The organism is Asticcacaulis sp. AC460 (genome assembly GCF_000495795.1).
Lineage (GTDB): Bacteria > Pseudomonadota > Alphaproteobacteria > Caulobacterales > Caulobacteraceae > Asticcacaulis.
The window spans coordinates 13,884-35,146 of the sequence record NZ_AWGD01000040.1 but is presented as its reverse complement, the minus strand read 5'-3'; the positions used below and the strand labels follow the sequence as shown (position 1 = coordinate 35,146).

Genomic DNA, 21,263 nt, shown 5'->3' with positions numbered 1-21,263 from the left:
ACTAAAGCCCGGCATTTCATGTGCCGGGCTTCTTTTTGTCGGGAATGCAGCTCTTCTTGATCTTCTTCGCGTCTTCGCGTCTTCGCGTGAAACCTCTTCGGTCCGTTCCAGGCACCAGGACGGTCAGAAGGAATTGCACGCGAAGACGCGAAGGCGCGAAGAAGAATTAGCCGGTGACGATCCATTCATGGGCCGGGTCATTGCGGAAGATCCAACGTCGCTCAGGGCCAGCCATCACATTGAGATAATAGAGATTATAGCCATGCGGCGCGCCGACCGGATGGTAGCCGCGCGGCACCATGACGACGTCGCCGTCCTCGACCAGCACGGCTTCATCCAGCGACCGGTCGTCGGTATAGACGCGCTGGAAGGCAAAGCCCTGCGGCGGGTCGAGGCGATGATAATAGGTCTCTTCCAGCGCAGTCTCGGCGCCCTCTTCGGCCGTGTCGTGCTTGTGCGGCGGATAGCTGGACCAGTGGCCGGCCGGAGTCACCACCTCGACAACCAGCAGACTGTGCGCCGGCCGGTCCTGCGGCAGGATATTGCGGACATAGCGGGTGTTGCTCCCCTGCCCGCGAACCTCCCGGCCCATCTCGGCGGCCGGTATCTGACGTGGCGCATAACCAGGCGCGCCCGGCGCCGTGCATACAGCCAGTTCGACCTCGGTCACGGCGGTCACGGCATAATCCGTAGCGGCCGAAACAAACACGGCTCCCGGGGCCAAGTCCTCGAACGGCGACGACCGGCCGCCGACCGCAGCAAACATCTCGTCGCCCGCCCGGATATCGGCCGTACCGGCCACCAAGACCAGGCAGCTTTCGCGCGTCGTCTCAAGGCCGGTATAGCTCTGGCCCGGCGACAGCTTCACCACCGCAAAGCCGACATGCGTCCAGCCGGCACTTTGCGGCGTGACCTCCAGCACCTGCCCGTTGGCGTCCGGCGCGTGGGGTCTGACCCGCAGATGGCTCACGCCGCCACCGCCTCGATCAGGCCGGCCTTGCGCGCGGCGTCCTTCAGCTTCTTCAAGCCCAGCACGGCATAGGTGCGCGGATCCGCCTTGGCCGGGTCCTGCTCGGCCTCGATGATGATCCAGCCACTGTAGCGAATGGCCTTCAGCCCGGTCATGATGCGGTCGAAGTCGATCGAACCGTCACCCGGCACGGTGAACATGCCGGCCAGCACACCATTGAGGAAGCTGTCGTCCTTGCCCGCCGTCGCATCGAACACCGCCTGACGGACATCCTTGCAATGGACATGGACGATGCGCTCGGGATGCTCGGCGATGACCTTATGCGGATCGATGCCACCGAGAACGGCATGGCCGGTGTCCAGCGTCACGCCGACATTGGGCCGGGTATGGCGGAAAAAGTTGTTCAGGTCATCGGCATCCTGCACCACAGTGCCAAGGTGATAATGATAGGCCAGGTTCAGGCCCTGCGCGCCGACATAGTCCGCCACGGCGCTGAGGCGGGCGCCGAACTGCACCCAGCCGGCTTCATCGAGATGCGGCCGGGTCTTCAGCGGCACGTCCCTTTGGCCGTGGATGGCATTGCTGGTCTCGGCAATGACGAAGACCCGGCTGCCCAGGGCGCGCAGCAACGCCAGATGGCCCTGCAAGGCGGCAATCTCGGCCTCGGCGTCGCGCGTCAGCAGCTCGCAGCTATACCAGCCGCCAACCAGTTCGAGGTCGAACCGCCCCAGGGTCGCCTTCAGCTCGGCCGGGTCTTTCGGAAAGGCGCCGCCCAGTTCCGAACCGGCGAAACCGACCTCGGCAATGTCCTTCAGAACGCTGTCGAGCGGCGTGTCGCCACCCAGTTCCGGCATGTCGTCATTGATCCAGGCGATGGGGCTGACGCCGAAGGTGATGGTCATGGTATGTCCCTGATGGTCTTGAGTTTTTGATCGTAAGCGGCACGGGCGGCCGAAACCGTCGGCGAGTCCGACACCTGCGGCACGGCGACATCCCACCAAGCGCCGCCTTCGGAGGTGCCCGTGGTGGCTTCGGTGTCGATGACGACGACATTGACGCCGCCCCGGACGCGCGCCTCGGCGATGGCGGCCTCGAAGCCGGCGATGTCATCAGCCTTGACGGCATGGGCGCCCATGGAGGCAGCGTGGGCAACGAAGTCGATCGGCGGTAACTGCGTATGCCAGGAATCTTCCAGCCGATTGTTGAACGGCGCGCCGCCGGTCGCCTTCTGCAGGCGGTGGATACAGCCAAAACCACGATTGTCGATCAGCACCACGGTCATCCGCACCCCCATCATGACGGCGGTGGCCAGCTCCGAATTCATCATCAGATAGCTGCCGTCGCCGACCAGGACATAGACCTCGCGGTCGGGCTCGGCCAGGGCGACGCCCAGCCCGCCGGCGACCTCATAGCCCATGCAGGAATAGCCGTACTCCATGTGATAGCCGCCAGACGACTTGGTACGCCACAGCTTGTGCATGTCACCCGGCAGGCCACCGGCCGCCGCGACCACCACAGCATTGTCATCAATGGTCCGCATCAGGGCGCCCAGCACCCGGGCTTCGGTGGCCGGTTCGGCCGCCGCCAGCACGCCGTCGACAGTGGCGTCCCATTCGGCCCGTAAACCGTCGGTCCATACCGCCGGCGCCGGTTGCACGGCGACGGCCTCCAGCACGGAGCGGGCGTCGCCGACCACAGCCAGGGCATTGAACTTGCCGGCATCGAAGGCCGCGGTATTGATCGCCGCGATCCGCGCCTGAGGAAACAAAGCCGCCGATCCCGTGGTAAAGTCCTGCAACCGCGTCCCGACCGCCACGATCAGGTCAGCCTCGCGCGCCGCCCGGTTGGCGGCGTCGGTCCCGGTGACACCGATAGCGCCGAGATTAAGCGGATGATCATAGGGCACAGCCCCCTTCCCGGCCTGGGTTTCGCAGAACGGGATATTGTGGCGTTCGGCAAAACTGGCCAGGGCGGCTTCGGCACGGCTGTAACGGACGCCGCCGCCAGCAATGATCAGCGGGCGCTGCGCCGCTGACAGGGCCTCAATCAGATCGGCCAGTTCAGCGGGATCGGCTTGTGGCCGGCGCAGGCGCCAGACCTTCGGCGCGAAAAAGTCTTCCGGATAGTCGAAGGCCTCGGCCTGAACATCCTGGCACAGGGCCAGGGTCACCGGACCACACTCAGCCGGATCGGTCAGCACCGCCATGGCACGCGGCAGGCTTTTCAGGATCTGCTCCGGCCGCGTAATGCGGTCGAACCACCGCGACACCGGTCGGAAACAGTCATTGGCCGTGACCGTGCCGTCACCGAAATCCTCGATCTGCTGCAGCACCGGATCCGGCCGACGGCTGGCATAGACGTCCCCAGGCAGGAACAACACCGGCAGGCGGTTGACATGGGCCACCGCCGCGGCGGTGACCATGTTGGTCGCGCCCGGCCCGATCGAAGTCGTGCAGGCAAAGGCGCGGTGGCGCCGTAACTGCTTGGTATAGGCGATGGCGGCATGGGCCATGGCCTGTTCGTTATGGGCGCGATAGGTCGGCAGCTCATCGCGGACGCCGTACAGCGCCTCGCCCAGCCCGGCGACATTGCCGTGGCCGAAAATCGCCCAGACGCCGGCAAAGAAGGGCACCACACCGGACTCGGTCTCCACCGACTGGCGCGTCAGATAACGCGTCAGGGCCTGGGCCATGGTCAGTCGAATCGTCACGCCACGCTTTCCTTCAAAGACGCCAGCACCGGCCGGCGGCGCATGTCACGCCAGGCGGTGACAAGACGCGACAGCTTCGACGCCATGGCTTCCACAGCCCCGGCATCGTCCATCTCGCCCTTCAGCCACCGGGCGGCGACATCGTGGAAGATGGTGCGGCCGATGGCAAATCCTTTCACGCATTCAAACCGCGCCGCGACCTCGAAAGCGCGCAGCAGTTCGTCCTCGGGCGCCGACAGCCCCAACACCACCACGCCGCGGCACAGCGGGTCATTGGCGGCGATGGCGGCATCGATGTTTTCCCAGATGCACGGATCGGTGACGGGCTCCAGCTTCCACCAGTCCGGCTTGATACCCAGATCGTACAGACGCTGGATGCCGCGGCTGCGCGTGGTCTTGTCGGCCGGCATGTCGGGCGGCAGGATCAGTTCCAGCAGCAGTTCGTGGCCCGACTTGCGGCAGGCGTCGAACAGGATGACCAGTTGCCGCTCTTGCTCGGCGCGCAGGGTTTCCTCGTCATCGGGATGGTACAGGACCAGGCATTTGACGACCTGGTTGGCCGGCCAGGTGTTCAGCTCCAACCCAACATCGGCGCCGGTTTCGAACCGCAACGGGCGCGACTTGGGCACCTCGACCGGGCGACCGATCCAGTAGGTGGTGTGGCCGGCCTCACTCAACGCATCGGCGCCGTAACGGCCGTCCAGAAGGACGCCGAAGGCGGCGCTGCCATTGGCCAGGCTGTCGACGGCGCGCAGGGCCAGGCGCTTGAAGGCCGAGATCCGCGCCATATCGGCGCCCAAGTCGGCGGCCATCTCCTCGAACTGGAAACGGTGATCCATGGCCAGGATCATCAGGGCCTCATAGTCGCGATGGCGGGTATAGGACCAGTGCAGATGATCCAGCCGCGCCTGATCGGCCGGCGACATGGGATGGCGGATGGCCAGAAACGCCTGCAGTTCCTCGAAGCTCGGCATGGCCGGCGCGCAGGAATGGCGGGTAACGACCAAGGCGCCACAGGCATTGGCCCAACGGCCGCAGGTGGCCAGGTCTTCGCCGCCCAGCCAGCCGCGCAGGAAGCCGGCGGAAAAGGCATCGCCGGCGCCCAGGACGTTCATGATATCGATGGGAAAGCCGGGTACGACCAGGCCGTCCTCGATACGATCCGGCACCGCCCCGTCGAAGATGGCGCAGCCCTCGGCGCCCAGCTTGCACACCAGGACGGCGTCGGTCGCGGCGCGGATGGCCTTCAAAGCCGTGATGACATCGTCGCTGCCGCCAAGGATTCGCACCTCTTCCTCGGTGCCGATGATCAGGTCGCACAGCGGCGTCACGACGGCCAGGCGTTGCGTGACCTCAGGATTGGCAACATAGCGCTGCTCCCCCATATCGCGCGAGGTCAGGCCCCACAGCACCGGGCGATAGTCGATATCGAAGGCGATCTTCCCGCCGGCGGCCTTGACCTGGCGGATGGCCTCCAGGCTGGCGGCATAAACGCCGGGCTGCGACAAATGCGTGCCGTCGACGACCAGGGCCCGCGCCGAGGCCAGCCAGGCCGGGTCGATATCGGCCATGTCGATCGCCATATCGGCGCAGTTTTCGCGATAGAAGATAAGCGGAAAGGTTTCCTTGTCGACGATCCCCAACAGGACCAGCGCCGTCAGCCGCGCCGGATCGGTGACCACGCCGCGGGTGTCGATACCTTCGCGATGCAGCGCTTCCAGGATGAAACGGCCCATATGGTCGGCGCCGACGCGGGTGATCAGCCCGGCCTTCAGCCCCAGTCGCGCGGCGCCGATGGCGGTATTGGTCGGGCTACCGCCAACATACTTGGCAAAGGACGCCATATCTTCCAGCCGGCTGCCGATCTGCTGACCGTACAGGTCCACACTGGATCGCCCCAGGGTGATAACATCCAGTCCGCCGGCAGTGTGAGCGTCCATACGCGAATCCTCCACGGGACGCCGTCTCGCGCCCTCATTGGAATTTTTATTCTTTCATTTCAAAAAATGCAATTATCATTTCATATCGCAGATTTTATTCTTCATCCTGGGTGGCGAAGGCATAGGCAATGACCAGGCTCTGGGCCAGGCACAGGGTTGAGGTCAGCGACCGGAACGACCGTACCTCGGCCTCACGCAACAGTAGGGCCTGGGCCGCGCCCTTGACCAATGGCGAGACATTGGAATCGGTGACCGCCAGGATATTGGCGCGCTGTTCGACGGCCAGGGCGTGGCACTTGACCGTTTCCTCGGCATAGGGCCGGAAGCTTATGGCGATCAGCAGGTCGTCCGGTCCGATGCCGCGCGCCTGGTTGCTCCACAACCCGCCGGTGCCGTCGATAAAGACGACGCGCTTGCCGGCGCGCTGCAGGGCATAGGCGAGATAGGACGCCACCGGAAAGGCGCGGCGGAAGCCGGCTATATAGATGGTCTTGGCCTTGACCATGGCGTCGACCGCCTCGGTGATCTGGGCCGCGGTCACCGACTGGCGCAGGTGATTCAGCGCCAGGATATCGGCCTCGACATATTCGTCCAGGATGGTGTCGGCGGTTTCATCCCCGCCGCCGGCTTCGCTGAACTGACGGGCGCGTTCGCCATAGGCCAGGGTGATATGGCTGGCCAGCATCTCGTCGCGGATCACCTTCTGCATCTGCGAGGCGCCGGGATAGCCCAGGGTCTTTGCAAAACGGACAATGGTCGACGGCTGGACACCGGCGCGGTCTGCCACCACGGCCAGGGTCTCGAAGGCGACATCCTCCGGCTTGTCCAGCACAAAGCTGGCCACCTGCTTCATGCGCCGCGACGCCAGGTCGTACTGACGCATGATTTCGGCGCGTAACGCTTCCACCGTCTGGGGCGGAGGGATATGTGCGAGTTCAACGTGTTCGTCGGCCATGATCTTCCCGTGTCCTTTTTTGTTCTCGCCTGGGCGGAATTCCAAGTTGACATGGTGTGGAATTTTTGTTCCAAACCTGAAAATCCGATTGCGGAATGACTTCGTGCTCATATTACCGGCGTCATTCTAAAAATGGAATAAATATTTCGTCCAAGGACTGAAACAGGGTCAAAATCATGTTTGAAGTTGCCGTCATCGGCGCGGGCCGCATCGGCCGTATCCACGCCAAAAACGTTGCGGCGCATCCGCGCCTGAAGCTGAAGGCGGTCGTCGATCCCATCGGCGACAGCGCGGCAAGCCTGGCGACGGAAACCGGCTCAGCAGTCTCGACCTTGGAGGCTGTGCTGGCCGATCCGGCCATCCGCGGCATCGTGGTCGCCTCGCCGACCGACCAGCACCTGGATCAGACCCTGAAGGCGATCGCCGCTGGCAAGGCCGTGCTGTGCGAAAAGCCGATCGACCAGGACCTGGCGACGGCACGCGCGGCCGCCGGTTTGCTGGGCGGCGACCGGCCGTTGTTACTGGGGTTTAACCGCCGCTTCGACCGCCATTTCGGCGCGTTAAAACGTCAGTTAGACGCGGACCGCGTCGGCAAGCTGGAAAGCCTGCTGATCATCAGCCACGACCCGGCGCCGCCGCCGATTTCCTACGTGAAAGTGTCGGGCGGGTTGTTCAAGGACATGGCCATCCACGACTTCGACATGGCGCGCTACCTGTTGGGCGAGGAGGTCACCGAGGTCTTCGCCGGCGCATCCTGCCTGGTCGATCCGGCAATCGGCGAGGCCGGCGATATCGACACCGCCAAGACGACTTTAAAGACGGCCTCGGGCCGGATTTGCGTCATCAGCAATTCGCGCCGCTCGGGCTATGGTTACGACCAGCGCATCGAAGCCTATGGCGCCAAGGGCCTGCTGAAGGCCGACAATGTGCTGGAATCGACGGTGTCGCACTGGGGCGCGGACGGGCCGGTGCTGGATGCGTTCCAGAACTTCTTCCTGGATCGCTACGCCGAAGCCTATCGGTCCGAGGTCGAACATTTCGCGGCGATCATGGCTGGCGAAGCGAAACCGCTGGTCGGGTTCGATGACGCCGTCAAGGCGCTGGAACTGGCCGAAGCCGCCGCGCAGTCGGTGAAGTGTGGACAGGTTGTGAAGCTGTAGGATGGCAGGGAAGTAAGAAATCCCCTCTCCCCGTTCTTCACGGGGAGAGGTTAGGGTGAGGGGCTCTTTCTGGCGGTTCCGCTGCATTTGAACTGTGAGAGGGCCCTCACCCGATCGCGTTCACTTCGTTCCGCTCTCGTCCTCTCCCCGTAAATGGGGAGAGGTATTATTGTCCTCGCCCCCAGGTTCCGGGCGTCTTGCCCATCACCAATTCCAGCTTACCGCCATTGACGATGTCCGCCTGGCGCAGGAAGGCGCTCGCCAACACCGCACCATTCAGCCTGGCCGACTGGATATAGATAGCATCCGGCCCGGCATTCTTCGCGACAATCTCGAACGTCTTGCCGTTCTCCAGCCGGATCAGCGTCCGCGGCTGACGCGGGCCATGGAGATAGAACAGGTCACTGCCCAGCTTGGGGAATATCCCAATACGGTTGAAGACATAGTGCGAGCTCATGGCGCCATTGTCTTCGTCGCCCGGATAGGCATCAGCCGTAAAATCACGGAATATCCCGTCCGCCCAATAGGCCGACAGGTCCGGCCGGCCGATATTATGGAACAGCCACGGCGTCGTGAACGACGGCTCGTTGGTCATGTCGATCAGCCCGGCTTTCAACGCATGCTCCAGCCGCTCACGGAAGCGTTCCGGCCCCCCCATGACCGCGATCATGCCCGGAATGTCGTGCAGCATGTCGTAGGAATAGACCCAGGCCGTCCCCTCATAAAAACCGACATTGTTGTAGGTCACCCCGTCCCAGCCCAGCTTCGGATCCAGGTCCTGGAACCGGCCGTCAGCATATTTCGGGATAATGAAACCGCTGAAACCGTCGCTCACGGCATCCGCATTCCATACCTTGCGCCAACTATCCGAGCGTTGCAGCAACACGGCCGCCTTGTCGGCATCACCGGCCTTTTCGGCGACCTTCGCCGCGAAATAGTCGTTCAACGCAAACCCGACCGTCGACGAACCCGACTTGGCGCGCTGATTGTTCGGTTCCGGGCTGCGATCGCCGACCGCGAAATAGCCCTCGACCAGATAGCGCGGACGGCGGCGTTCAAAAGCGTTGAAATGGACCACCTTCCAGGCGGCGTTCCAGTCGATGCCCTCGACACCGCGCAGCAGGCCTTCGCCGATGACGTTGTCGACCTCGTCGCCCCCCTGCCCCACATGGTAGTTGCGGCCGCCGATGATGGCGGTGTCGGCATAGCCGAACTTGTCGAAGGTATGGATGATCGAGGCGACATTGGCAGCATATTCGCGCGGCTTGATCAGCGACATCAGCGGGAATTCGGTGCGGTAGGTGTCCCACAAGGTGTAGTAGTCGTCCCAGTACGGCGCTTGCAGCTCGGAATCAGCCTGATCCAGAGACCGGTCGCGCGGCTGGATCGCCGTGTGATAGAGCGCCGTATAGAATCGACGCTTATCCGCATCGGGCACGCCGGAAATTTCGATCCGCCCCAGCTCGGTGTTCCAGGCCTCCCGGGCCTGGCTACGAACCGCGTCGAAGTCCCAGCCCGGCAGGTCGTGGTCCAGCAGTTGCTGAGCCCGCTCCGCCCCGGCAAACGACACAGCCACCTTCATCAAAACCGGCTTTTGCCCATTGGCGGCAAACGACCACCACGCGCCCAGACGCTCGTCCGCACCGCTCTTGCCGTTGATGGCGCCCTTCAGCACCTCGCCGTTTTTGAACACGCCCCACGCGTTGGGCTTTGTGTCCAACTGCGCCACGAACCAGATGTCGAACTTCGCCGGGTTCCAGTAGCCCTTGGCCTTGACCCGGCCGACGATGCGGCCCTCTTCCGGATACAGCGTGACCTCGGCATTGTCGCTGGCGGTGACGCCCAGGATCTTGCGCGTGATGTCGAAGACGACATTGGCCTCGCCGGTCGTCGGGTAGGTAAACCGATACAACGCGGCGTAATGCGCCGGCGTGACCTCGGCGCGAATATCATAGCGCGACAGGGTCACGGCATACGCATCTGCGCCGGCCTGCTCATTCGCCTTGGGCGACAGGTGAGCGGCTTCGTCGAACTGCGGCGCGCCGACCTGAGGCGAAACCAGGAAGGTGCCATATGTGGTGATCCCGCCCGAACCCTGGGTATGCAGTTGCGCGAAACCGCTGATCTCGGCTTTCGGGTCGTAGCCGGCATTGCTGCCGGTCAGGGTCTGGGGGCTGGGATGAATCGAACCGTGCGGCACGGCTGTGCCCGGTATGGTGTCGCCCTGGTTGTCATTGCCGACGCCGATCATCGGATCGACATAGGTATAGAGCGGCGTTTCCGCCCAGGCGGGAACAGCCAGCATCAGGCCGGCGGCAAAAGCAAACAATTTAAAGGACACGATCAGACCTTTCCACGATGGGATTTGGCGTAGGCGTCGAAGGCGACGGCGGCGACGATGATCAGGCCGATGACCACCTGCTGGAAGTAGGAGGAGACGTGCATGATGACCAGGCCGTTGGACAGGACACCGATCAGCAGCGCGCCGATCAAGGTGCCGCGGATGCTGCCGGAACCGCCCGACAGGCTGGCCCCGCCGATGACCACCGAGGCAATGACGCGCAGCTCGTAATTGATGCCGGCCACGGCCTCGGCCGACCCCAGCCGGGCCGACAACAGGAAACCCGACAAACCGGCCAGGAAGCCGACGATGACATAGACGCTGATGATCACCGCCTTGACGTTAATCCCGGCCAGCCGCGCCGCCTCGGCATTGCCGCCGACGGCATAGACCTGGCGGCCGTAACGGGTATGGCGCAGGGCGATGTGACCGGCCAGGGCGACCAGGGCGAAGATGATAACCGGCACCGGAACGCCGAGGATGCTGCCCGTGCCCCACCAGCGATAGCCGTCGTCGAAACCCGAGATCGGCCCGCCGTCATTGAGGATCAGGGTGGCGCCGCGCCACACCGTCATCCCGCCCAAAGTGACGATAAAGGCCGGCACCTTCAGCCAGGTGACCGACTTGCCATGCAGAAAGCCGGCGGCCAGGCCGATAAAGGACGCCACCACCAGCGCGACCAGCCATTGCGGCACCGCCCCGCCCATGGCCTGCACCACCCAGGCGGCGGCGATGGCGGCAAAGGCCAGCAGCGAGCCGACGGCCAGGTCGACCCCGGCGGTCAGGATGACGAAGGTCATGCCCACGGCGATGACACCATAGATCGACACCTCGGTGAGTATATTGACCGCGTTGCGCAGCGACAGGAAACGCGGGTTCCACGCCGCGAACACCACGATCAGCAGCAGCAGGAACAGGGTCGTGCCCCAGGTACGCAGGAAGGCGACCATATCGAAGGGCGGCCGCTCGGTGGAGGTGGTCATACGATCTCTTTCATGCTGCACGCCCTGTAGCCATCAGGCCCATCAGGGTCTCTTCGTCGGCGGCAAAGCCATCCAGCGTGCCGGTGATCCGGCCTTCGCAAAAGACAATGATGCGGTCGCTGACCGCCATGACTTCGGGCAGTTCCGACGACACCACGATCACCGCGACGCCCGTCGCGGCCATGTCGAACAGGACCTGGTGGACATCGGCCTTGGCGCCGACATCGACGCCGCGGGTCGGTTCGTCGACGATCAGCACCTTGGGCGACAGCGCCATGCAGCGGGCCAGCAGCACCTTCTGCTGGTTGCCGCCGGACAGGGTGGCCATGGCGACGCCGTCATTTGCCATGCGGATATTGAGCCGGGCGCGAAAGTCCTCGACCAGGGCCTTTTCCGCCGTTTCGTCGACGAACACGCCCCAGCGCGACAGCCGCTTCAGGCTGGGCAGGGACAGGTTGTGACGAATGGAATGGTCAAGGAAACAACCCTGTTGCTTGCGGTCCTCAGGCACCAGGGCGATACCGGCCTTCAGCGCATCGCACGGCGACGCCGGATTGACGACCTGGCCGTTCAGGGTGATGGTGCCGCTGTCCATGATATCAGCGCCGAACAGCACGCGGACCAGGTCGGTACGCCCTGCCCCGACCAGCCCGGCCAGGCCGACAATCTCGCCGGCGCGGACCTCAAAGCTGACGTCCCTCAGCGACGTGCCGCGGGCCTCGTGACGGCCCCGCTTGCGGCTGACACCGTCGACCTTCAGCACGACCTCGGCGGGTTCGCGGTGCGGCGGCCGCTGCAGGAACTCGACATCCCGCCCGACCATCAGCCGCACCATGCCGTCGACCTCGATCTCGGCCACCCGGCCGGTGGCGACGAAACGGCCGTCGCGCAACACGGTATAGCCGTCGCAGATTGCCTTCACCTCTTTCAGGCGATGGGTGACATAGACGACGGCGATTCCCCTCGCCTTCAGTTCGCCAATGATCCGGTGCAGGATATCGACCTCGCGCGGGCTCAAGGCCGCCGTCGGTTCGTCCATGACGATCAGCTTGGCCTGCAAGGTCATGGCGCGGGCGATCTCGACCATCTGCTGGTCGGCGACGTTCAGCCGGCTGACCTCCATATCCGGATCGAGATCGAGCCCCAGACCTTCCAGAACCGCCTTCGCATCGGCGCGCAGGCGCCTATGGTCGATCAGGCCGAAGCGCACGGGCTCACGGCCAAGATAGAGGTTTTCCGCCACCGTCAGAAAGGGCTGGAGGTTGAACTCCTGGTAGATGGTGACGATACCGGCCTTCTGGCGCTGGACCGGTGTGTCGGACGACGACAGCTCGGCGCCGTCAAACATCAGCCGGCCGGAATCGCAAGCCTGCGCCCCGGAAAAGATTTTCAAAAGGGTCGACTTGCCGGCGCCGTTTTCGCCCAGCAGGGCATGGACCTCACCGGCGGCCACCGACAGGCGCGCGCCGTCCAGCGCCACCACGCCGGGGAACCGCTTGGTGATGTCGGCGAGGTCCAGCACGGCGATCTACTTGACTTCGGCGATGCGCGACGCCTGGCTCAGGTTGTCGCGCGTAATCAGGACCGGAGTCAGGCTGTTGGAGACGATCGGCGCCTTGCTTTTGAGATGCACCACCACCGCGCGCAGGGCGGTACGGATCTGTTCGCCGGGGTTCTGCTCGACGGTCGCCGCCATGTCACCGGCCTTGATGCGGCCCAGGGCTTCAGGGATGGCGTCGAAACCCAGGACCGCGATCTGTTTTGGTGTAAAGCCAGCGCCGCGAATGGCTTCCAGCGCGCCCATGGCCATGTCGTCGTTCAGGCACAGTATGGCATCGGGATGGCTGCCGCCCATTGAGGTCAGCACGTTCTGGGTGACGCTCAGCGCCTGGTCGCGCTTGGAATTGCCGGTCTGTTCGGCAACGATCTGATAGGCGGCGCCACCGGCCGCCAGGCCTTCACGCACGCCCTTGACACGCTCGATCGAGGAGGAACTGCCGGGGTCGTTGGTGATGACCACCACCTTGGCGCCCTTGGGGAAGGTCTTGACCACCCAGTCGGCCATGGCGCGGCCGCCGGCGACATTGTCGGCGCCGAAATGCGGCACGGCGTGCTTGCCGCCGCCGATGCTGCGGTCGACCGAGACGACGGTGACGCCTTCACCGGCCAGGGCGTCGGTGGTCGACGACAGGGCCTTGGAGTCGGTCGGCGCGATGATCACCGCGCCGATACCCTGGATGCGCGCGGCTTCCAGGTCGGAAACCTGTTTGGAGGAGTTGTTCTGGCCATCCAGCACCTGGACCTTGACGCCCAGCTTCTGCGCCTCGTCTTCCAGGTCACGGCGCATGGCGACGAAAAAGGGCTGGGACAGGTCGCTGAAACTGACCACGATGTCGCCGCCGCCCTCGGCACCTTTCGAGCAGGCAGCCAGGGTCGACAGACCGAACATTGCGGTGGCGGCCAGCATGTGGCGGCGGCTGATGGACATGGTTTCCTCCTGGAGAGCGCGGCCGATTGGTCGACCATTTTTGTATTTGGTATAAATGGAATTTTCATTCCACGTCAACGCAATTTGTCAGACTAATCTTGCCGTTACGTCATGGTGGGTATGACAAAACTCGAATCGGCCAGGACACCGCCGCGCGGCCAGCGCTGGGTTACGGTCTTGACGCGGGTATAGAAACGCACCCCGTCCATACCATATTGATTGAGGTCGCCGAAGCCCGAGCGCTTCCAGCCGCCGAAGCTGTGATAGGCCACCGGCACCGGAATGGGGACGTTGATCCCGACCATGCCGACCTCGACCTGGTCGGCAAAATCGCGCGCGTAGTCGCCGTTGCGGGTGAAGATGGCGACACCATTGCCATAGGGATGCAGGCTCGGCAGGCGCAGGGCCTCTTCGAAGCTGTCGGCGCGCACCATCTGCAGGACCGGCCCGAAAATCTCGTCCTGGTAGGACTTCATCTGCGGCGTCACCTTGTCGAACAGGGTCGGCCCCAGGAAGAAGCCGTTCTCATAGCCTTGCAAGGCAAAACCGCGGCCGTCACGGACCAGTTCGGCGCCCTCGTCCACGCCCATCTGGATATAGGTTTCGATACGCGCCTTGTGGGCCGCCGACACCACCGGACCATAATGGGCGTCGGCGTCGGTCGATATCCCGACCTGCAGGCCTTCGATGGCCTCGACCAGACGCCCGCGCAGGGCGTCGGCGGTGCGCTCACCCACTGGCACCACCACCGGCAGGGCCATGCAGCGCTCTCCGGCCGAACCATAGGCCGCGCCCATAATGTCGGCCACGGCCTGGTCAAGATCGGCGTCCGGCAGGACGATGCCGTGGTTCTTGGCGCCGCCCATGCACTGCATGCGCTTGCCATTGGCAGCACCGCGGCCATAGACATATTGCGCGATATCGGAAGAGCCGACAAAGCTGATCGCCTTGATGTCGGGATGATCCAGCAGGACGTCGACCACCATCTTGTCACCCTGGACGACATTGAGGACATCGGCCGGCAGGCCCGCCTCGATCAGCAGCTCGACCAGGCGCAGCGGCACCGACGGATCGCGCTCCGAGGGCTTGAGGATAAAGGCATTGCCGCAGGCCAACGCCGGAGCGAACATCCACATCGGGATCATGGCCGGGAAGTTGAACGGCGTGATGCCGGCGACGACGCCCAGCGGCTGGCGCATCGAATAGACGTCGATCCCGGGCCCGGCCCCCTGGGTGTAGTCGCCCTTCAGCAGGTGCGGGATGCCGCAGGCGAATTCGACCACCTCCAGGCCGCGCTGGATGTCACCTTTCGCGTCGGCAATGACCTTGCCGTGCTCGCTGGACAGCAGGTAGGCCAGCGAGTCCATGTCGCGCTCCAGCAGCCGCTTGAACTCGAACAGGACGCGGGCGCGGCGCTGCGGATTGACCGCGGCCCACCCCCGCTGGGCAGCTTTCGACGCGGCGACAACGGCCTCGACCAGGGCCGTATCGCCCAACGCAACCCGCGCCTGGACCTGACCGGTATTGGGGTCGAAGACATCGGACAGACGCCCGTCGCCCGGCTGGGACCGGCCGTTATAAAAATGTCCGATAGCGCGCATACAGGCAGAACCTCGACTGAACCGGTCCGGGACGAACCGCAATTTTCAGAATGAATATTTCAAAGGATTGATAAATGCAATATTCGTTTTATATTGCCACGTCGCCCGGCGCCGGGCGACTCTACGGACCGCATCAAGACGGCCGAAACATGACAGGGATGCTACGCCGATGACACGATGGTCCGCAAGGCTTTTGACGGGAATTATCGTGGCTTTCGCCTCTCCCGCCGTCGCCGGCGAGGTCGTGCTGTATAATGGCGCGCAAGTCGCCAATATCGTCCATGACGACCGCGGCGCCGGCCACACCCTGAACCTGGCCGCCGACCTGCTGGCGCACGACCTGACCAGCCTGACCGGCCAGGCGCCCAAGGTGTCGGCCAGGCCGCGTGATTGCGGCGAGGTCTGCGTTGTCGTCGGGCTGTACGACGCCCCGGAAGTGCGCCGCCTGGCCGGACTGGCCAAAGAAGATTTATCCGCCCTGAACGGCCAGTGGGAGATCTATCGCCGCTTTGTCGTGCGCGGTGGCGGCAAGACCTATGTCGTTATCGCCGGTTCCGACCGTCGCGGCGCCGTCTACGGCACGGTCGACCTGTCGCGCCAGTTGGGCGTGTCGCCGTGGGAATGGTGGGCCGATGTCACCCCACGCCGCCATGACCGGCTGGCCATCGACGATGCCCCCCTCACCTCAAAGACGCCGTCGGTCCAATATCGCGGCATGTTCCTCAATGACGAGGACTGGGGCCTGGAACCGTGGGCGGCGCAGACCCTCGATCCCGCCACCGGCAATATCGGCCCGAAGACCTATGAAAAGGTGTTCGAACTGATGTGGCGGCTGAAAGCCAATACGGTCTGGCCGGCCATGCACACCATCTCGACGCCGTTTTACGGCAACAAGGGCAATCCACCGCTCGCCGAAGACTATGCCGTGGTGGTCGGGACCTCCCACGCCGAGCCGATGATGCGCAACAACCTGCGCGAATGGGACGAACATGCCCGCGGCGCGTTCGACTTTACGAAAAATCGCCCGGCCATCCTGGACTACTGGCGCCAGCGGGTGCGCGAGGGCAAAGGCTTCGACAACATCTATACCGTCGGGCTGCGCGGCATCCACGACGGCCCGATGCAGGGCGCCAACACCATGGCCGAACGCCAGGCCGTCCTGCAAACCGTCATCGGCCTGCAACGCGATATCCTGAAACAGGTCTATAAGCGCCCCGCCGCAACCGTGCCCCAGGTCTATGTCGCCTATCACGAACTGCAGGAAGCCTATGACGCCGGCGGGCTGACCATCCCCGACGACGTCACCCTGATGTGGGCCGACGACAATTACGGCTATATCCGCCGCTTCAGCGCGCCTGAGGAAACCCGGCGTCCCGGCGGCTCCGGCATCTACTACCACCTGTCCTACTGGGGCCGGCCGCACGACTATCTCTGGCTCGGGACGACGCATCCCTACCTGATGCACGAACAGATGGGCCGCGCCTGGGACCTGAAGTCGCGCAAGATGTGGATCGCCAATGTCGGCGACATCAAGCCGATCGAATACCTCACCCAGTATTTCCTCGACCTGGCCTTCGACGCCGAAACCTTCAAACAGACCCCGCGCGACTATCTGACCGGCTTCATGACCGAACAGTTCGGCACCGCCCAGGCCGCCGAAATCGCCGACATCATGATGGGCTATTACGACCTGGCCTTTGAACGCAAGCCGGAATTCATGGGCTTCGGCCAGACCGAATGGGTCAACCAGAACCGCCACAGCGACTATGTCCGCGGCGACGGCGAAGAAGCCCAGAACCGCATCCAGGCCTATGCCGACCTGACCGCCCGCGCCGAAGCCCTGGCCGACAAGATCCCGGCCGATCGCCGCGACGCCTATTTCGAGCTGGTCCTCTATCCGGTGCGAACCTCGGCGGCGCTGAACGAACGTGTGCTGAAACTGGACCTGGCCGATCTCTATGCCGGCCAGGGCCGCGCCGGCGCCAACCTCTACGTCGCCCAGGCGAAAGACGCCCACGCCGTCATCGTGCGCGACACCGAAACCTACAACAACCTGAACAACGGCAAGTGGCGCGGCATGATGGACATGGCGCCGCGGAAATTGCCGGTGTTCGACGAACCCGCCTGGCCGCAGTGGTCACCCTCGGCGAAACAGGGCTGCGACCTGGCCCTGTCCGGCCAGTGGTACAACGACAACAACACCCTGCCCTTCGTCGCCGGCCGGCCGCAGAGCCGGCCCGTCACCGTCTTCGGCCACAGCGAGCAAGCCTTGACCTGGCAGGCCGGCACAGGCGCCGCGGGTTTCACCCTGTCGGCAACCTCGGGCGACCTGAACGCCGCCAACGCTTATGAACAGCGCCTGACCCTGCACTATGACGGCCAGGCCGCACCGGGCGACCGCACCCTGACCGTCAGGTGCGGGAACCAGGACCTGCCGCTCCATGTCCGCGTCCTGCCCGCCCTGCCGGATGGCGCGGAGGAAAACAACCGGACGGTCACCCTGCGTGCCACCGGCGGCGAGATCGGTTCCGACTGGCAGGTCATCGAAGACCTGGGCAGCCTCGGCAGCGTCCTGCGCGCCCGGCTGGACCTGCCGTCGGGCCCGCACGGCACCCCAGCCGTCTACAGCTTCGCCACCTCGACCGAGGTCGGCGGCGTGCTGAAGATCATCGCCCTGCCGACCCATGCGCTCGATCCCGGCAAGGGCGTGAAAATCGCGCTCAGGCTGGATGACGGCCCGGTCCAGGTGCTCGACTTCGCCACCCTGGGCCGCAGCGATGTGTGGAAAAACAACGTCCTGACCAATACCGCCGTCGCCACGGTTCCGCTGAAACTTCTGACCAAGGGCGCACACAAGATCACCGTTTATCCGCTCGATCCCGGCGTCACGCTCGACCGCATCGAGATCGATCTCGACCGCGCACCCTACCATTACGGCGCCGTGGAGCCGCAACCGTGAAAGCCGCCATCCTCGCCCTTCTGCTGATGCTGCCCGCCGCCGCCCAGGCCGCCGACAGCGCCACCAACCCGCAATTCACCGCCGCCCGCGCGGCGCTCAATAACGCGCTGAACCGCCAGCCGCCCCCCCGCCGGGCGCGCAATGTCATCCTGTTCATCGGCGACGGCATGGGGATCAATTCGGTTACCGCCGGACGTATCCTGGCCGGTCAGACCCGCGGCCGGGATGGCGCCAGCTACCAACTATCATTTGAAACCCTTCCCTATAGCGGCCTGTCCAAAACCTATTCGGCGGATAAACTGGTCACCGACTCGTCGAACGGCATTTCGGCGATCATGACCGGCGTCAAGACGATCAATGCCGCCACCGGCGTCGACGACTCCGTCACCGGCAAGGACTGCCCCAGCGCCCTGAAGGGCCGCATCCCGACCCTGGCCGAGCAGGCGGCGCGCGCCGGACTGGCCACCGGCGTGGTGACCACATCGGGCATCACCGACGCCACCCCGGCCGGGGCCTATGGTCATACGACCTTTCGCGGCTGGCGCGCCGATGCCGACCTGCCGCCCGAAGCCCCGGCGGCCGGCTGTATCGACCTGGCGCGGCAACTGGTCGAGGCGCCAGAGGCAATCCGCCTCGACGTCGCCTTCGGCGGCGACCTCAACAACTTCCTGCCCTCTGGCACCGGCGAAGGCCGGCGCAAGGACGGCCTCGACCTGACCGCCACCTGGCTGGGATACGACCATGCCCGCCTGGTCCGCGATGCCGCCGGTCTCGCAGCGCTCGACACCCGCACCCCCGGTCCCGTGCTGGGCCTGTTTGCCGGCGGCGACCTGCCCTCCGCCGCCGACCGGCCGGACACCGTCCCCGGCCTGGCGGCCATGACCGCCACCGCCATCGATCTGCTGTCCCAGGATCCGGACGGCTACGTCCTGCTGGTCGAGTCGGCAGCCATCGACAAATGGCACCACCAGAACAACGCCTACCGTGCCCTGACCGAGGTCGACGAGCTGTCGAAGGCCGTCCAGGTCGCCATGGAACGCACAGATCCGCGCGACACCCTGATCATCGTCACCGCCGACCACAGCCACGGCCTGGTCCTGACGGCGGGCTCCGGCCGCGACGAGCCGGTCCTGGGCCTGGTCCGCTACCACGGCGAACTCCAGACCGACGGCAATGGCCGGCCACGCACCACCCTGTCCTACGCCACCGGCCCGTCCGGCCCGAAGGAGGGTACAGCCTCTGCCATCCCCGACCAGGCCACCGTCCTGGCCAAGGACTACCGCCAGCCGGCCCTGACCTACATGACCAGCGCCCAGCACGCCGGCGAGGACGTGCCGGTCTATGCCCGCGGCCCCGACTCCGACCTGCTGACCGGCACCTTCGAGTCCAACTACATCTATCAGGTCATGGCCCACGCGCTCGACCTCGATGCCCGCTTGCAAGATCCTGCCGTAAGGTTAGACTCCGGCGACCAGGAGCATACAGATGGACGGCAATAACGTCAGGGCCGACAAGGAACGCCGGGCCTACCACGATGTCGGCAACGACCTGATCCGCCGCATCCGCACGGGTGAGTTCGGCACCAGCGGCCGCTTGCCGCCCGAGCGCGACCTGGCGCAGTGGTATGAGGTCGGCCGCACGGTCATCCGCGACGCCCTGGTCATGCTGGAGGTCAAGGGCCTGGTCGAACCGCGCCAGGGCTCGGGCATCTACATCACCAAGCGCGCCTATGAGACCGCGCCCGACGCTGTGCGCATGGAGACGTCCTCCCTGCCGCCGGCGGGGCCGTTCGAACTGCTTCAGGCCCGGCAATGGCTGGAAAGCCATATCGCCCGGCTGGCGGCGGTCAATGCCACGGCCGAGGATATGGAGATCATCGAAAAGGCCGGCCACAACCACAGCCGCGCCCAATATGGCGAGCCTAAGGAGAACTACGACATCCAGTTTCACATGGCGATCGCCCAGGCGACCCAGAACAGCGAGCTGGCCCTGCTGGTCAGCCAGCTCTGGCACCGGCGCGACGACAATCCGCTGTGGCGCAGCCTCAACGAACACATCAAGGATGCCCATTACCGCGACCGCTGGGTCAATGATCATGAGCTGATCGTCGAAGCCCTGCTCCGCCGCGACGGCGACGCCGCCTTCGTCGCCATGTGGAACCATATCGAAAACGTCAAATCCTTCCTGCTGGCGTCGAACGCCCTGGAAGATGCCCGCCCCGCTCCCAAACGAAAGCCCCGCCCGTGAAGTCCCTCCCCCTCGCCTGCCTCGTCTTCGCCCTGGCCGTCCCCACCATGGCCGCCGAACCGATCTCGCCGCGCTTCAACGCCGATCCGTCGCCGCATGTTTTCGATGGCAAGGTCTATGTCTACGCCACCAACGACCAGGACAATTCGGGAAAATACTGGGACTCGACCGACTGGCGCCTATTCAGCTCGCCCGACCTGAAGACCTGGACCGACGAAGGTTCCTTCCTGTCGGTGACCGTGTTCAAATGGGCCAAACCCGACGCCAAGGCCTGGGCGCCGGAAGCGGCCTTTCGCAACGGCAAGTACTATTTCTACGCCCCGGTCGGCGGCGACAAGATCGGCGTGGCGGTCAGCGACGCGCCCAAGGGCCCGTTCGTCGATGCCCGCACGGACGCCCTGGTCGACAAGGCGCGCGACGCCAATGCCGGCGCCGAGCCGATCGACCCGGCCGTGCTGATCGACGATGACGGCCAGGCCTACCTGATGTTCGGCACCCGCGTGCCCAAGATCGTCAAACTCAAATCCAACATGATCGAAACCGACGGCCCGATCCTGGATATCCAGGTCAACGGCTTCCCGGCCGACGACGCCAAGAAGAAGTACGGCGAGGCGCCCTACCTGCACAAGCGCGACGGCGTCTACTACTTCACCTTCTCGACCGGCTGGCCGGGCCAGATCGTCTATGCCACCGCAACGTCACCGCTGGGACCCTATACCTATCGCGGCGTGGTGCTCGACTATCTCGACATCAGCACCAACCACCAGGCCATCATCGATTTCGGGGGTCAGTCGTGGCTGTTCTACCACGACAGCCTTCTGGACGGCGGCGGCAGCTACAAGCGCTCCATCACCTTCGCACCGCTCTCCTACGGTGAACACGGCACCATCGTTGAGGTAAAAAAGTAAG

The 21,263-nt window shown here is 64.6% G+C and carries 15 protein-coding genes; 5 read left to right on the top strand and 10 right to left on the bottom strand.

Features of this window, described 5'->3' with window-relative positions; all coding sequences use genetic code 11:
* Positions 1–166 precede the first annotated feature (166 nt).
* The 5 genes from iolB to ABAC460_RS45660 form a co-directional block, all read right to left on the bottom strand.
* On the bottom strand, positions 167–970 hold the full coding sequence (gene iolB / locus ABAC460_RS45680) for a 5-deoxy-glucuronate isomerase (RefSeq protein ID WP_023455586.1): 804 nt from the start codon (positions 968–970) through the stop codon (positions 167–169).
* Positions 967–1,872, bottom strand: coding sequence for a myo-inosose-2 dehydratase (gene iolE, locus ABAC460_RS45675; RefSeq protein ID WP_023455585.1), 906 nt, complete (start codon positions 1,870–1,872; stop codon positions 967–969). Before iolE ends, iolB begins: the two co-directional genes overlap by 4 nt.
* Positions 1,869–3,662: a 3D-(3,5/4)-trihydroxycyclohexane-1,2-dione acylhydrolase (decyclizing) gene (iolD, locus tag ABAC460_RS45670; protein WP_031237467.1), complete on the bottom strand. Its 1,794-nt coding sequence runs from the start codon at positions 3,660–3,662 to the stop codon at positions 1,869–1,871. The genes iolE and iolD overlap by 4 nt, the downstream gene beginning before the upstream one ends.
* Before the next feature lie 14 nt (positions 3,663–3,676).
* The gene (locus ABAC460_RS45665) at positions 3,677–5,620 is read right to left on the bottom strand and encodes a bifunctional 5-dehydro-2-deoxygluconokinase/5-dehydro-2-deoxyphosphogluconate aldolase (protein ID WP_023455583.1); all 1,944 of its coding nucleotides are present in this window, start codon (positions 5,618–5,620) and stop codon (positions 3,677–3,679) included.
* Positions 5,621–5,714: 94 nt separating this feature from the next.
* Entirely contained in the window at positions 5,715–6,575 is an 861-nt protein-coding gene (locus tag ABAC460_RS45660; RefSeq protein ID WP_023455582.1) for a MurR/RpiR family transcriptional regulator, read from the bottom strand.
* 176 nt (positions 6,576–6,751) lie between these two features.
* Between ABAC460_RS45660 and iolG the strand changes: the two genes are divergently transcribed.
* Positions 6,752–7,735 carry an inositol 2-dehydrogenase gene (iolG, locus tag ABAC460_RS45655; protein ID WP_023455581.1) on the top strand — a complete coding sequence of 328 codons (984 nt, stop codon included), beginning with the start codon at positions 6,752–6,754 and terminating at the stop codon, positions 7,733–7,735.
* Between the two features lie 166 nt (positions 7,736–7,901).
* Here the strand turns inward: iolG and ABAC460_RS45650 are convergent, their stop codons facing one another.
* From ABAC460_RS45650 to ABAC460_RS45630, 5 genes are all read right to left on the bottom strand, one after another.
* Positions 7,902–10,076 carry a GH92 family glycosyl hydrolase gene (locus tag ABAC460_RS45650; RefSeq protein WP_235075859.1) on the bottom strand — a complete coding sequence of 725 codons (2,175 nt, stop codon included), beginning with the start codon at positions 10,074–10,076 and terminating at the stop codon, positions 7,902–7,904.
* Positions 10,077–10,078: 2 nt separating this feature from the next.
* Positions 10,079–11,059 (bottom strand): ABC transporter permease, encoded by a 981-nt coding sequence (locus tag ABAC460_RS45645; RefSeq protein WP_023455579.1) that lies wholly within the window; start codon positions 11,057–11,059, stop codon positions 10,079–10,081.
* Positions 11,060–11,069: 10 nt separating this feature from the next.
* Entirely contained in the window at positions 11,070–12,581 is a 1,512-nt protein-coding gene (locus ABAC460_RS45640) for a sugar ABC transporter ATP-binding protein (protein ID WP_023455578.1), read from the bottom strand.
* Between the two features lie 6 nt (positions 12,582–12,587).
* Positions 12,588–13,547 carry a substrate-binding domain-containing protein gene (locus tag ABAC460_RS45635; protein WP_023455577.1) on the bottom strand — a complete coding sequence of 320 codons (960 nt, stop codon included), beginning with the start codon at positions 13,545–13,547 and terminating at the stop codon, positions 12,588–12,590.
* A 104-nt stretch (positions 13,548–13,651) separates the two neighbouring features.
* Positions 13,652–15,148 carry a CoA-acylating methylmalonate-semialdehyde dehydrogenase gene (locus tag ABAC460_RS45630; protein WP_023455576.1) on the bottom strand — a complete coding sequence of 499 codons (1,497 nt, stop codon included), beginning with the start codon at positions 15,146–15,148 and terminating at the stop codon, positions 13,652–13,654.
* A 208-nt stretch (positions 15,149–15,356) separates the two neighbouring features.
* On the opposite strand from ABAC460_RS45630, the gene ABAC460_RS45625 reads away from it, so the two are divergent.
* From ABAC460_RS45625 to ABAC460_RS45610, 4 genes are read left to right on the top strand one after another with little or no spacing between them, the layout of a single operon-like run.
* Positions 15,357–18,107: a glycosyl hydrolase 115 family protein gene (locus ABAC460_RS45625; RefSeq protein WP_023455575.1), complete on the top strand. Its 2,751-nt coding sequence runs from the start codon at positions 15,357–15,359 to the stop codon at positions 18,105–18,107.
* The gene (locus tag ABAC460_RS45620) at positions 18,104–19,606 is read left to right on the top strand and encodes an alkaline phosphatase (protein WP_023455574.1); all 1,503 of its coding nucleotides are present in this window, start codon (positions 18,104–18,106) and stop codon (positions 19,604–19,606) included. The genes ABAC460_RS45625 and ABAC460_RS45620 overlap by 4 nt, the downstream gene beginning before the upstream one ends.
* On the top strand, positions 19,593–20,354 hold the full coding sequence (locus ABAC460_RS45615; RefSeq protein ID WP_023455573.1) for an FCD domain-containing protein: 762 nt from the start codon (positions 19,593–19,595) through the stop codon (positions 20,352–20,354). The genes ABAC460_RS45620 and ABAC460_RS45615 overlap by 14 nt, the downstream gene beginning before the upstream one ends.
* Positions 20,351–21,262, top strand: a complete 912-nt coding sequence (locus ABAC460_RS45610; protein ID WP_023455572.1) for a family 43 glycosylhydrolase — start codon at positions 20,351–20,353, stop codon at positions 21,260–21,262. Before ABAC460_RS45615 ends, ABAC460_RS45610 begins: the two co-directional genes overlap by 4 nt.
* Position 21,263: the final 1 nt, after the last annotated feature.